The sequence below is a fragment of the Actinoallomurus acaciae genome (assembly GCF_042429965.1).
GTDB lineage: Bacteria > Actinomycetota > Actinomycetes > Streptosporangiales > Streptosporangiaceae > Actinoallomurus > Actinoallomurus acaciae.
On record NZ_JBHLZP010000007.1, the window covers coordinates 25,545 to 38,653 of the forward strand.

The window sequence follows — 13,109 nt, forward strand, 5'->3', positions numbered from 1 at the left end:
AACTCGTCCCTGCTAGAGGGCCTGGGAAAACCGGAGAAGACGCACGTAATCGCTGCCCGGGCTACTGGTCGTCCCGTTGGGCGAGCCCGCCGGCCGATCATGTGTAGTGGCGCGGAAAAGGTCCGGAGCGACACGTCCAGTGCCGTTCACGTAACCACAAATGAGTGAGTCGACTCGACCGAAAAATGGCCATTGATCGGATCGTAATCCGTTCGGTATGTGGCAGCCCTTAGGTCGGTCATAGGGCGCACTAGAATTTACAAGAGGAGTCGGATCGTGAAGTTTCGTACGAAAGTAGCCGGGGTTTTGGCTGCCGTCGGCGTCGCTGCGGGCGCCCTGGTGTCCGTGTCCTCGGGCGCCAGCGCGGCCAGTGCCCCCTGCGCGGGTTACACGTACCAAGGGAAGGTGGCCGTCAACGTTCCCCCGGCGGGCAGCCCGAAGAAGACCGTCGGTTATGTGTACTGGTACCAGAAGTCCTATGCGCACGCGGCCTCGCGAGTGTGCGCCGTTACTCGGCCGACGTCCACGTACCTCGGCAAGACGAGTTGGCTCGAAGTTCGAGTGGAGACCAACGGTAACGGCCTCCCTGACAAGGATGCCGGTAATTACCACTACTATGCCGGTCCTGTTTACATAGCCCGGGTCGGAGGGATTGGTGTGTCCGGGAGAATCGACATCAAGGGCGGGAACCACTACACCACCCTGTTCTACATCTGACGCTGGATGCGAATTGCGTCTTCGTGTTCGTCGCATCCACCGAGAGCGAGGAACACGAAGACCTCCGAAGCGAGGCTTCCGACGGCCCTCCTGGACGCCCGAAAGTCGTGATCGGCTGAATCTCCGAACCAAGTAGCGCTGGCGTGTCGTCACCAATCGTTGCGGACGTGCGGGTACGGCAGCCTGGGCTCAGGGGCGGGTTCCATGCCCGAAAGCGTAGAGAAACGGGTGCCCGCATACTTGTTGAACACCCCGATTTCTCAAACGCAGCCGTGCCTTATCCATTACTCTCCCGATGTCCCAAAGTTACATATGGAACGTAATGTACCAGTGCGAAAGTTCAAGCAGGGATCGGTATTCGCCGTTGCCGCCGCGGTGGTGCTTGCCGGATCGGTGGCCGTGAGTGATCCAGCAGAGGCGGCATCGTCACCGATCGCGGCGTGCGGCGGCGGCAGCTACCACGAGATCGACCATCACAACCTCGGCGCGGTCACGACCATTCACCTGTTGTACAACGGCACCACGGACTGCGTGGTTACGTGGAAGAACTCCCCATACGCGGGAACCACGACCGAAACGCTAGCCTACATTGCGAAAGAAACATTGCCGGGAGTTATTTCTGGTTACAAAGCTGACGATGGAAATTACGCCTTCTACTCTGGTCCGGTGAAGATAAACGCTCCGGGCACATGCATTGATTGGGGTGGCGGCGTACCGATCAACGGGGTCTTCATCCAGTGGAACGATGCCTTCTCGCACTGCGGCTGACATCGCCAAGCATGGATGCTGTTCGGCCCGTAATCCCGGGCAAGGGTTCCAGGCATCTCGGCGCCTATCGAGGCTTCTACGCGACTGTTCCTTTCGCGATACCCATCCCGTTGCTTCGGGATGAGGTCGATCGGTAGCGCGCTGGTCGAAGACAGAGCGGCCCCGTGATCAACTATGTGATCACGGGGCCCGCTGACGCCGACTGCCCGATTCACGCTCATGCAGTACGCCGAGGGCCACGGCACCGGCATCCGGCTGAGCGACCCCATCGAGGCCGAGGCGCTGAGCGCCGTCCTGTGAGCCGGGCGGCCGGAGGAGCGAGCGAGCGCTCCGGCAGGTCCCGGCGTGTTCCGGGCGCCGGTTCCCCGGCCGTGACGAGGCGCATTCGTGACCAGTCCTGCTCTCCAGCTGCCTCGGGCCATGCGCCGAAGACAACATCGTCGTGGTCCACCCGCCGGCCGAAGAACGCCGACACGGCACCCACCCGATATGGATCGGATTCCTCAACGATGACACCGCGATCGGCGACCTCGCCGACTGGATCAGAGCAGCCGGCGGGGGTATCTCTCCAGCGTTCGGCTCTGTCGCACTTTCGGTGGTAACAGACGGTCGTGGCGCATCACGTTGGGTCGTGCTTGATGTTGATGATCTTGTGTGGCTGGTCTTCGTGGGTTGTCGCCGCTGGTCATCGAGGATGTGATGGATGAGGGCGACCTGATCCGGGTGCGAGCCCGCAGCCGAGAGGTGTCCGTGCCGTGTGCTGTCGAGACCGCCCATGTTCATGTCGATGCTGACGGTGGTCTTGTAACTGGTTCGGTCGATGGTGCCCCTGGCGTTGTTTGGAGATAACGAGTTTGCGACGCGTGGCTGGATGCGGATGCGCCGGTCGGGCATGAGGGCGGTCAGGATCGGGCAGCCGACGAGGTCGACGGCGGTGGTTGATGAAGACGACCTTTTCTCCCCTTTGGCATCGGGCGTATGCTGTACACGTTATGCCTGCTCAGCGGTCCTGGCAGGGGGTAGGGAACCTGCCGGTCGACCAGACCAGCTTCGTTGGCCGACGCCACGAGTCATTCGACACGCGACGGTTGTTGGGGCGTACCCGATTGCTGACACTGACCGGTGTGGGCGGTGTCGGCAAGACGCGACTGGCGCGAAGGGTCGCAGCCGAGGCGCGGCGCACGTTCCCCGATGGCGTCTGGAGCGTAGAGCTTGCCCCATTGCAGAACGGGGACTTGTTGGCGCAGACGGTCGGTGCCGTACTGGGACTGGAGGACCGGCCGCTGGGACCGCCCCTGGACTCGTTGGTGGCCTTTGTCTCCGACAAGCGACTGCTGCTGTTGCTGGATGGTTGCGAGCACGTGACGGAGGCGTGCGCGGAGTTGGCTGACAGGTTGTTGAAGACCGCCCCTGGCGTACGGGTACTGGCCACAAGTCGCCAGGCGCTGGGTATCAGTGGCGAACATGTTCTGGCCGTGCCACCGCTGTCCACGCCTGATCTCGACGCGCCGGTCTCGGCCGAGGCCCTCAACGAGAGTGAAGCGGTGCGTCTGTTCATGGAGCGCGCCAAGGCATCTGCTGCAGACTTTGCCATAACAGACCGCAACCGCCAGACGGTGGCACGGTTGTGCCAGTGGCTGGACGGGATTCCACTGGCGATCGAGCTGGCAGCGGTCCGCTTGCGGTCGTTGTCGGTGGAGCAGATCTTGGAACGTCTCGATGACCGTTTCCGGTTGTTGACCGGCGCATGCCACATTGCACCACCGCATCAACAGACGCTGCGAGCGGCGGTCGATTGGAGCTATCAGCTGTGCTCATCCGAGGAACGGCTGCTGTGGCAAAGGCTGTCCGTGTTCCCCGGCCAGTTTGATCTGGATGCTGTGGAGAATATCTGTTGTCATGATGGTGCGATCACGCGGGAAAGCGCGCTCGAACTGGTCACAGGCCTGATCGACAAGTCACTCCTGATCAGAGAACACTGTCAACGCACCAGCGCCCGATACCGTCTTCTGGAAACAATCCGCGAGTACGGCCTGATGCTATTGACCGACTCGGGTGAAGAAAGGGTTTTGCGACGTCAGCATCGTGATTACTGCGAGCGAATGATCCTGGAATCCGAAAAGGCACGGTTTGGGCCGCATCAGCTAGACTGGTTTAGTCGCCTACACTTGGACCATGACAACTTGCGGGCGGCGCTCCTGTTCTCATTGACCGAGCCTGGCGAAACACAGCATGTCTTCCAGATCGTTGCTACCAACGATGACTACTGGGGCTTCCACGGGCTATTGGGCGAGTGTCGTCACTGGCTGGGGCAGGCGCTGGAACAAGATCACATGCAGACAAGGGCCCGGGTTAAGGCGCTGCGCGTCGCCGGCCGGTATGCCCTCCTTCAAGGCGATACGGATACGGCGCGATCACTCCTGCATGAATCCCATTCCGTGGCAGTTCGGCTAGGTGATTCTGAGGCTGTCGCGCGCGTCACGACATGCTTTGGGCAAGCGGCACTCCACCGAGGCTGCCCATCCGAAGCGATCCCTTTGCTATACGAGGCCCTCAATCGATGTCTCGAGATGGATGGTCTGGCCTGTACCCGTTGGTGGACGTTGCACTTCTTGGCTCATGCGTTCGGCGCCCTTGGTGAGACAGATAAGGCTATCGCTGCCTGTGAGGAGTCACTCACGCTGATCGACATGTTTAAGGCGGAGACATATCGCCCTCTATCTCTGTGGACCATCGGTCTTCAATATTACCGGCGAGGCGACACGGGTAGAGCCGCAGATTTTGTCAAGGAATGTCTTCGGACTCAACAATCCATTGACGACGTATGCCTGTTGAGCGTGACGCAGTCCCTTGAGGTCATGGCCTGGATGGCGGCAAGCGAGGATCGGCATCAACATGCGGCGCAGCTACTAGGCGCTGCCTATTCGCGATGGCGATCGCTCGGTACGCTGCCATCGCAAGTTCCCCCGCTGTCGGCTTCTCACGCTGCCTGCGAACGCAGGGTACGTGATGCGCTCGGACATGAAGCGTTCACGGCAACTTTTCAGCATGGCGCCACTCTCACCAGTGACCAGGCTCTAAACTGTGCCCTCGGCGAAAAGATTCCCGATGCCGACGAGTGTCAGCAAGGACGCAAGCTTTCACCAACCCTGACCCGCCGCGAACGAGAAGTTGCCGATCTCATAGCCCAAGGGATGTCCAACAAAGAGATCGCCGCCACGCTTGTAATAGCCCAGCGTACGGCGGAAAACCATGTCGAAAATATCTTGACCAAACTCGGCTTCACCTCCCGATTGCAGATCGCGTCGTGGTCCATGAACGGCAGGTGCTGACTAACCCCCGCGGCCCGACGATGGCCATGCATAGGCGAAATATATACCGCGCTGCCCGGTATCGATAAAATGTCTCGCCGACCCATTCGGTCCCGGGCCACCGGCCACATGCGTAATATCGGGCCCCACCCAGACAAGCCTGCGTTGTTCCGCGTCGCGCTGGACCAAGTCAGTGCCCACTCATGGCCCTTGGTCGGGGACAGTGCTGCGGATGCACTTGCCGCAGCGCACCTGCAGCGTGGCCTGACGCCGGGGCCGGCAACGAGGTGCCGGCCCCGGCGTCCGGAGGGAGGTGCGAAGCTCCGGAAAGGCCTCACGCCGCGCGGGGAGCACTTCGCCGCCGTCAGGTCGGCGACGAAGGCCCGGGATATGAACGCTCGATTGGACGTGCTGAGTGCCGCCCAATCCCGCCGACTGCCAAGCTGGGTCTGGTCCGCCGAGGGCTCGGACGTATCAGGCGGACGAACACGCTGCTTCCGCAGGGAAGCACCTCGCCCGTGCTATCTAGGACGGTCGCCCATCCCCCCAACAAGCCCGCCCCTACTCAGGGGTGGTTCTGCGACCGGGCCCCCGTCGTCGCGGTCGAGCCTCCACTCACAACATGTCCCGGCCTGCGGCCGGCAGCGATTGAGACGACGCGAGCTTTAAAGTGCCCGCTCCTAACCCGTTGATCTTGTTGGCGGTACGGGGATCCCTGCGGGGAACGTTGTCGGGGGCAGGCTAAATAGGCCGGGGCAACGACCCGTCCGGCGGTGGCGTGGGGGTTTCGTCGCCGGGCCTGATTAGGGGCATGGCCGCGACCTCGTTCGGGCCTGTACCCGTCGGCCATGCCCCGTCGGTGGGTTCGTTGTGACCCGGCGCCGGGCCGGCATCGGGGCTCCGGTGTGTGATGGCCGGCCCGGCGTCGGGCGGGGGACGGATGGGCCTGTGCGGGGTGCCTTACCGGGGTTTGGGGGATCGGTGAGGCCTGGTCCATCCGTTGTGACGCTCGGTGCGGGGGGAGTTGGGCCCGCGTTGCCGAGCGTCGAGTCGGCGCGGCCTATGCGGCCGCCGGTTCGAACATGTCGTTGTGGATGGGGATGCTGTGCCCGCCGGGGAGTGGTTCGCCGATGTCGTCGAAGACGATCACGCCGTCGTACAGCAGCCCCCGTCCCTGTTCGGGGTGGTAGTCGACCAGACGGGCCGCGTCGTGGTCGGGAGCATCGGCGGGTGGGCAGGGCGGCCGATGCCCGCATACGCCACCGCCGTCGGCGGCCTGGCCCGGCGGGCGGCCCGGCTTGGCAGCGCCGGCCGGGGCGGGCGCACAGATCGTGTTCATGCCCGCACCCTCTGACCCGGCGAGTGCGTTACGGCGCGCACACAAGGCGGCCAGCCGGCGGTCCTGGTCGGCGAGGTCGCCGAGGTCGCGCAGGTGTGGTCTCACGCGCTCGATCCGCTCGATCTCCTCACAGATCGCACCAAAGCCCGCACAGGTGTTCATCATCGGGCTTCGCCCCCTCTCCTTTCACTGGCTGCGAACGGCATCCTTGGTCCTTCGCTCACCACCCTGTCGAAGGCCTGACCAGCGCAAATCAGGGAAACTACCTAGAGGGGTACTTAAGTGGTTCTGAGCGGGGCGGGCCTGGTTCGACACGCGCGCGTGATCACGTGGTCGCGGCCGGCTACCGTGAGCCTGTCAGCGTGCGAGGCCCGGCGGGAGACAAGGCCTCCCCGCCCTCGCACACGACGCCGATGGGCCACATTCCGGGCCGGGGGTGGGCCCGACGTCGTTTCCCCGCACCGCGTGGGTGGTTGATGAGGCGCATTCTTACCCCCGCAAGAGAGCCACGGGCGCTCCGGCGCACCTCCACCGGCCCGGTGAGCGTCACGTCCAAGCGCCACGCCGTGACGCCTGCAGAACGCGAATGCGTGCCGCCCTCACCTGGACGGGATGCCGCCCGGGGCGGCCGTGTGATGCGCGACCGTTGCCCCCGGGAGGCTGCCCTCACACGGACAACCCGCGTCGGAAGGGTGCGAAACGACGCGGGCGGTTCCATGATTGCATCCGGAACGGGTGCCCGGCGCGCCGGGTCATTCGATGGCGATCCAGCCCCAGCCCGCAGCCGAAACCGGGTCCACGGGCAAGATTCGTTGCCCTTCCCGGAGTGCTCGGTCTGCCCCTTGTCGGCCCTGTCGCATGCGGTCACGCTTGCGGGTGGCCGAGGGTGCGCAGCTGTGGTTCCTGGGATGTGGGGAGTCGCTTCCGGGCTGGTTGCGGCCGGATGCGGTGTTCTGCACTGCGCGGTGCCGGGCTCGGCATTTGCGGTGTGTCCGGAGTGCGAAACCGAATGGGTGGCCGGTGCCGAGCGGCAGGTGGGGCGATCTTTTGTAGTCCCAAGTGCCGGAGCCGGGCATGGCGGCGGCGGAAAGCCACTGGCACACCCATGGTTCACGCCCCCCGGGCGCCAGGAGCCCACCGCGAGAGGACCCCGGAGATTAACACCCCCACCCGTACGCATGGTGCCGACGCCGGCAAGGTCGGTCAGGTCAGCATCGAGTGCTATCAGCAGCTGGTGACGCGGATCCTTCAGATCGACGAACGACATACCCGCGACCAGTTCGAGGCCGGCGACGCTGCGCTGGAGATCGAGCCGATCCAGCAGGCCGGCGGCGCGTACCCGGCCGATGAGCTGTTCAGCGTCGAGGCGGACATGCAGCGGCTGTTCGATGACACCCGCATCCCGGTCGGACACTGAAGTCGCGCCGGCAGGCGTCTTCGCGCTGGCCGGTGCAGCACCAGCATACGGCGTCCACAGAATCCTGGCTGACCTGCCCGGACGACGCCGAACGATGGAAACGCATCACCGATCCGCGGCTGAACGAGCGCACTGGCCGCCATGAGTGGCCCGAGAACGCAGCCAAACGCGTCGTCGGGCAGAAGGACAACCATCCCCGGACGGTGTCGGAGAGGGTGACGGCGATCCATGACCTGGCGGCTATGAGCAGGTCGCCGTGGTCGCGTCACCGACCTGCTGCGCCGCCCGGACGCTGGGTTCAAGGCGATGGGCGACGGGATCGCCCGCCACATGGTCAACCGTGCCCAGCTCGATCGGTCCCGCCAAGCGGTTGAGCGAAACAGCTGCGCCGGCACGGCCCGCGCTGGAGCAGCTGCAGCGCAGCCGGGAGCTCCTGGATTTGCTGGCAGCGAGCTTGCCAAAGTTGATCGAAAGCTCTCGGTGTATAGAGGCGCCGGGGCCGACAGGGGTCGGCTCCGGCGCCACTGGGGGATGGGGGATGCTTCAGCAGCTCCTCACGGACCCGATCGGGTGCCGTTCGGCCTGCGCGACATCGGCGGCCGACCAGGCCGTCAGCTTCTCCGCGTCGGCCACCCCGCACCCCCGAAAGCCCAGTGCTGACGGTCTGGGCATGGTGATACTCGATCCTCCGTCCAGACCACTCGTAAAACCCGGGCCGGCAGCGTGAACTTTCATCTGCCGCGCGACGTAGCCGACGACCTCGTCGGGGGAACCCCGCCCGTCCACGCGGAAACCGGCCATGCCGCGTGTAGTACTTCAGCAACAGGGCGGACCCCAACTGCGTCGGGCCTCGCTTGCCCTACAGTGAGCTCGGCTTTGTCATCGAGCACCGTCCAGTGCTCGACCAGCTCATTTAGCCTGACCGGCTGCCGACCCATGGCCTAATCCTCCCGGGAGCCGTCGGTCTGGGCTGCTAGACCACATCAAATCCGCCTGGTTTGCGGCTGATAATACGTCCGTTCACTGCACCGACGTTCCCGTCATCCTCCTCGTGGCCGGTAGCGTGAGGACATCAGCCCGGGTCGGCACCCCGTCCCGCGCTGAGCAGTTCCGACGTGCTCGATGCGTCGCGCTCAGCCGGGGGCACCAGCCGACGAACGGTCGTGGGCAGACCGACGGACACGGTGGCGCCGATCAGCGCAGCGGCGGCGGCGGCGAGCATGGCGGCGGTGTAGCCGTCGCTGAACACGGCGGCGGAGTCGTAGCCTCCAAAGCCCGCGAACAGCGCGCCGAGCACCGCGACGCCGAATGCGCCGCCGAGTTGCCGAAAGGTGCTGTACACCCCGGACGCGGTACCGACATCGGACAAGTCGACATCGCTGACCGCCGAGCGGGTCAGGATCGGGATGGCTGCTGCGAAACCGATTCCCGACAGGCTGATCGGGACGACCAGCGTGGCGTAGCCGACGCCGGGGTGTGAGGCCAACCCGGTCCATCCCATCCCCGCTCCCTGGAGCAGCAGGCCCGTCACCGCGAGCCGCCGTGCACCAACCCGAGCGGCCAGGGAACCAGCCAGCGGCGCGATCAGGAACGGCGCCACGCCCCACGGCAGCAGCCGGAGCGCCGCGTTCAGCGGTCCGTGGCCCAGCGCGATTTGCTGGAACTGGGCGGTCAGGAACACCGCGCCGCTCATTGAGGCGTTGAGGAAGAAGATGGCCACGTTGCCGGCGGAGAACGCCCTTGACCTGAACAGCCGCAACGGGATCATCGGTGCCGTGGTGCGCCGTTGCCAGCCGACGAACACCGCCACCAGTAGTAGGCCGGCCACCAGTGTCCCGACCACCTCCCCGCTGCCCCAGCCGGCGTCGCCGCCGCGGACCAGCCCCCAGACCAGGGCCAGTACTCCGGCACTGAACACCAGCAATCCGGGAAGGTCGGCCCGTCGGGCGGCCCCGCGGCTCTCCGGAAGCCGGGTCAGCACCAGCGGTATTGCCACTGCCGCGATCGGCACGTTCAGCCAGAAGATCCACTGCCAGCTCAGCCCTTCGGTGACCGCGCCCCCGATGATCGGCCCCAGCAGCGCCCCGAGCCCGGTGACCCCGCCATACACCCCGATCGCCCAGCCGCGTCGCTGCGGCGGGAACGCCGCGTTCAGCAGGGCCAGCGCCATCGGCATGATCACCGCGGCGCCGGTGCCCTGGATGATCCGCTCCACGATCAGCCAGCCGATGCTCGGCGCCCGGGCGCAGGCCGCCGAGGCGAAGCCGAACAGGGCCAGCCCGATCGCGAAGATACGGCGGCGCCCGAACCGGTCGCCCAGCACTGAGGCGGTCATCAGCAGGGCGGCAAAGCTGAGTGAATACGCGGTGACCGTCCACTCCAGATCCGCCAGTGACGCGTGGAAGTCGCGCTGGATGGCGCTGAGCGCGGTGGCTACCACCAGCATGTCCAGGATCACCATGAACGAACCGACCGAAGTCAGCGCCAGCGCCCAGGCGCGATCCCGGGCGGTGCCGGTCACCGGGTCGGTCCGGTGAACTCGGCGGCGTGGTCGCGGGCGAACGCGGCGAAACTGGTCGGGGTCACCCCGAAGGCGTGGTGGGCGGCGAGCTCGACCCGGGCCACCGGAGTGCGTCGGCGCTCGCTGAACTGCTCGTCGAACAGGTCCACCACGTGCGGGGGCAGACCAGCGGCGGTATAGCGGCGCCGCTGTTCCTCGAGGGTGACCTCGATGTAGCGGAAGGGCGTGCCGGTCGCCGCAGAGATGCGCTCGACGATCTCGGTCATGCTCAAGGCCTCGGGGCCGGTGATGTCGTAGGCCAGGTTTTCGTGGCCGTCGCTGGTCAGGACCCCGACCGCGATCTCAGCGATGTCGGCGATATCGACGGGTGAGAGCTGGGCGTCCCCGATCGGCATGACCAGTTCCCGTGCCATTACGTCGACGCCGGTGATGGAGCTGGGAAGGTAGTTCTGCATGAATTGGCTGGGCCGCAGGTGCGTCCAGATCAGCCCGGACCGCTCCAGGTAGCGCTCGATCTGGCCATGCCAGCGAGTGCCGCGGAACACCTCCTGGTCGAAGCCGACGCCGGCCTCGCGGCCCGAGAACTTTACGACGTGCGGCACTCCGGCCGCCTGCGCGGCGTCAATGAAGCTGATCTGCGCATCGACCATTTCCTCGCGCGGCGAGGAGATCAGCAGGGCCCGCTTGACCCCCTCCAACGCCGGCCCCAGTGTGGCGCGGTTGCGGAGATCACCCGCGAACACGGAGACGCCGGGCAGCTGGGTCAGCCACGACGCTCGCGCCGGTTCGTGCACCAGCGCTCGCACCGGCACGCCACGGCGGGCGAACGCCCTGACCACCCCGGATCCGGCCTTCCCGGCCGCGCCCGTTACCAAGATCATTTTTTCCCCTTGACTCATCGAACCAACTGTCTTTAGCACAATAAAAGCATCCACTACAGAAAAGCAAGTAGATAGTAGTTATAACGTACTTGCGGGTACGGTGAGGCGGTGCGACGAGAAGGCGACAAGTCGGGCACGAGCTACGAGGACGACCGTTCCGGTCCTGTCCCGTGGGGGCGGTACGAGCCTGGCCGGGCAGTGCTGCAACGCCGGCGTGGTGATCGACTGGTCGAAGTACTGCCATCGGCTCCTCTCAGTGGATCCCGATCGGCGGATCGCGCTGGTCGAGCCCGGTGCCTGCCTGGACGGACTCAACGGAGAACTCGCGAAGTACACGCCGATGGTCGGCCTCAAACCGTCCACCCACGACACGTGTACGATTGGCGAGATGATCGGCAACAACTCCTGCGGCGCGTCCGCCCAGGCATACCGGAAGATCGCCGACTCTCAGTCCTCCGCCTGGAGATGCTGACCTACGTCGGCACCCGCATGTGGGTCGGCCCCACGAGCAAGGGGGCGTACGACCGGATCCTCGCCGAGGTGGTCCCCGCGTCGACATCCACCGCGCGCTGAGGGAGCTGATCGAGGAGAACCTCGAGCTGATCCGTACGCGCTACCCCGACATCCCGCGCCGCATCTCGGGCTACAACCTCGACGCGCTGCTGCCCGAGAGGGGTCCGACCTCGCCCGGCTCACACGCCCCGATCGGCTCGGCGAACCGGCTTGCAGACATCCGATCTTCATAGGGTGTCAAGTGGCGGCCGCCAGGCGTGGTCCGAAGGCCGTTGTCTCGTCGTAGGGCTGACCGGTTTGCAGGCAGTGGTGGAGGCGGCCGAGCATCCGGTTGAAGAGGTCGCGTAGCGCGCTGGTGTGCCGGTCGCCGATGGCTCGGCGGTGGTCGTAGTGGGCTCGTGGCCCGGCTCTGTGGAGGGAGGCGAAGGCCCAGACGTAGCCGGCGGCGGCCAGCCGCTGGTTCTTGACCTTGCGGTGGTCGACCATCAGGCTTCGACCCGAAGCGCGAGTGACCGGTGCCGAACCTGCGTAGGCCTTGAGCGCGCGGGCGTCGGTGAAACGGGTGCGGTCGTCGCCAATCTCGGCCAGGACGCGGGCGCCGGTCAGGTCGGCCAGACCGGGGAAACTGGTGATGATCTCGGCGTCGGGGTGCTGGTGGAGCGCTTGGCCGGTCGCCTCGGCGAGCTCATCGGCGGCGCGGCAGGCGGCATCGAGCTGTAGCGTCAGTGCCTGGGTCTGCTTGCCCAGGGCCGCCTCGACCATGGGCAACTGTCGGAGGCCCTCGACCCGGAAGAGGCTTTGGAGGCGTTCCACCCAGGTCTCGATGTTGCGCTGACGGCCTGCTCGGCGTAGCACGGCCCGCAACTGAGCCTTGGTGAGCTTGGCGGCCGCTGTAGGAGTGGGTGCGGCGGTGAGAACCGCACGGGCCTCGCAAGATGTGAGACCGACGTTCTTGACCTGGAAGGCCTTGAGCGCGGCGGGGAAGTACTCGCGCAGCAGCGATCGCAGCTGGTTGGCCGGCTGCTGCCGGTTCCAGACAGCGTCCTGCTGAGCCCGGGCCAGCACCGCGATCGCCTGCACGAGCTCGGAGTCGTCCGGCAGCGGCCGATGGTGGGCGGCATCGACCCGCAGGATGTTCGCCAAGGTCATCGCGTCGGCATGGTCGGACTTGGAACGGGCGACCGTGTGGCGTTCCCGGTAGCGGGCAACGGCCAGCTGGTTGATCGCGTAGATCTTGCGGCCTGTGGCGCGTAGGCAGGCGACCAGCAGGCCGCGGCTGGTCTCGATCGCCACGGGATCGGATCGTCGGAACGGTCGCCGTACTGTGCGAGCAACTCGATCAGGATCCGCCAGCCAGTGATGTCGTCGCTGATCCGCTTGTGCGCGAGGAGGTTGCCGTCGGAGCCGGCGAGAGCGACGTCATGGTGCCTCTCCGCCCAGTCGATCCCGCATGTCACCCTCAACGATCCGTCCTCCAGGGTGTTGGTGCAGGTGAGCCGTGCAGGGGGCACGCCACGCCCTAATGAGAGAGCTCGACGGCTCGACATCCGATCAGCAGTTCGTGACCCCAGCCCACCGCAGGACCCGCGCTCTGCGCAGAGGACTTCGAGTCCCGGTAGATGCGAGCGATGTTCCCCGCAGC

General features: G+C 65.7%; 11 protein-coding genes and 1 pseudogene. 8 read left to right on the top strand and 4 right to left on the bottom strand.

Features of this window, described 5'->3' with window-relative positions; genetic code table 11:
- Nucleotides 1-276: 276 nt before the first annotated feature.
- The 4 genes from ACFFNX_RS02505 to ACFFNX_RS02520 all read left to right on the top strand — a co-directional run bounded on the left by ACFFNX_RS02505 (nucleotide 277) and on the right by ACFFNX_RS02520 (nucleotide 4,817).
- A complete protein-coding gene (locus tag ACFFNX_RS02505) occupies nucleotides 277-717 on the top strand; it encodes a hypothetical protein (RefSeq protein WP_378194357.1) in 441 nt (146 codons plus the stop codon).
- Between the two features lie 330 nt (nucleotides 718-1,047).
- Nucleotides 1,048-1,485, top strand: coding sequence for a hypothetical protein (locus ACFFNX_RS02510; RefSeq protein WP_378194360.1), 438 nt, complete (start codon nucleotides 1,048-1,050; stop codon nucleotides 1,483-1,485).
- Nucleotides 1,486-1,704: 219 nt separating this feature from the next.
- A complete protein-coding gene (locus tag ACFFNX_RS02515) occupies nucleotides 1,705-1,785 on the top strand; it encodes a hypothetical protein (RefSeq protein WP_378194468.1) in 81 nt (26 codons plus the stop codon).
- Nucleotides 1,786-2,591: 806 nt separating this feature from the next.
- Nucleotides 2,592-4,817 (top strand): ATP-binding protein, encoded by a 2,226-nt coding sequence (locus ACFFNX_RS02520; protein ID WP_378194363.1) that lies wholly within the window; start codon nucleotides 2,592-2,594, stop codon nucleotides 4,815-4,817.
- A 1,039-nt stretch (nucleotides 4,818-5,856) separates the two neighbouring features.
- On the opposite strand, the gene ACFFNX_RS02525 is transcribed toward ACFFNX_RS02520, so the two are convergent.
- Nucleotides 5,857-6,297, bottom strand: coding sequence for a DUF5999 family protein (locus ACFFNX_RS02525; protein WP_378194366.1), 441 nt, complete (start codon nucleotides 6,295-6,297; stop codon nucleotides 5,857-5,859).
- A 1,072-nt stretch (nucleotides 6,298-7,369) separates the two neighbouring features.
- Between ACFFNX_RS02525 and ACFFNX_RS02530 the strand changes: the two genes are divergently transcribed.
- From ACFFNX_RS02530 to ACFFNX_RS02540, 3 genes are read left to right on the top strand one after another with little or no spacing between them, the layout of a single operon-like run.
- The gene (locus tag ACFFNX_RS02530; RefSeq protein ID WP_378194369.1) at nucleotides 7,370-7,552 is read left to right on the top strand and encodes a hypothetical protein; all 183 of its coding nucleotides are present in this window, start codon (nucleotides 7,370-7,372) and stop codon (nucleotides 7,550-7,552) included.
- Nucleotides 7,553-7,584: 32 nt separating this feature from the next.
- On the top strand, nucleotides 7,585-7,926 hold the full coding sequence (locus ACFFNX_RS02535) for a DUF6192 family protein (RefSeq protein ID WP_378194372.1): 342 nt from the start codon (nucleotides 7,585-7,587) through the stop codon (nucleotides 7,924-7,926).
- Nucleotides 7,829-8,212: a DUF6192 family protein gene (locus ACFFNX_RS02540; protein WP_378194471.1), complete on the top strand. Its 384-nt coding sequence runs from the start codon at nucleotides 7,829-7,831 to the stop codon at nucleotides 8,210-8,212. The genes ACFFNX_RS02535 and ACFFNX_RS02540 overlap by 98 nt, the downstream gene beginning before the upstream one ends.
- A gap of 412 nt (nucleotides 8,213-8,624) precedes the next feature.
- On the opposite strand, the gene ACFFNX_RS02545 is transcribed toward ACFFNX_RS02540, so the two are convergent.
- The gene (locus tag ACFFNX_RS02545) at nucleotides 8,625-10,073 is read right to left on the bottom strand and encodes a DHA2 family efflux MFS transporter permease subunit (RefSeq protein WP_378194375.1); all 1,449 of its coding nucleotides are present in this window, start codon (nucleotides 10,071-10,073) and stop codon (nucleotides 8,625-8,627) included.
- Nucleotides 10,070-10,972 carry an SDR family oxidoreductase gene (locus ACFFNX_RS02550; RefSeq protein ID WP_378194474.1) on the bottom strand — a complete coding sequence of 301 codons (903 nt, stop codon included), beginning with the start codon at nucleotides 10,970-10,972 and terminating at the stop codon, nucleotides 10,070-10,072. The genes ACFFNX_RS02545 and ACFFNX_RS02550 overlap by 4 nt, the downstream gene beginning before the upstream one ends.
- Nucleotides 10,973-11,054: 82 nt before the next feature.
- On the opposite strand from ACFFNX_RS02550, the gene ACFFNX_RS02555 reads away from it, so the two are divergent.
- Nucleotides 11,055-11,426 (top strand): FAD-binding oxidoreductase, encoded by a 372-nt coding sequence (locus tag ACFFNX_RS02555; protein ID WP_378194378.1) that lies wholly within the window; start codon nucleotides 11,055-11,057, stop codon nucleotides 11,424-11,426.
- Between the two features lie 278 nt (nucleotides 11,427-11,704).
- On the opposite strand, the pseudogene ACFFNX_RS02560 reads toward ACFFNX_RS02555, so the two are convergent.
- Nucleotides 11,705-12,930, bottom strand: a pseudogene (locus tag ACFFNX_RS02560) (IS110 family RNA-guided transposase).
- Nucleotides 12,931-13,109 lie beyond the last annotated feature (179 nt).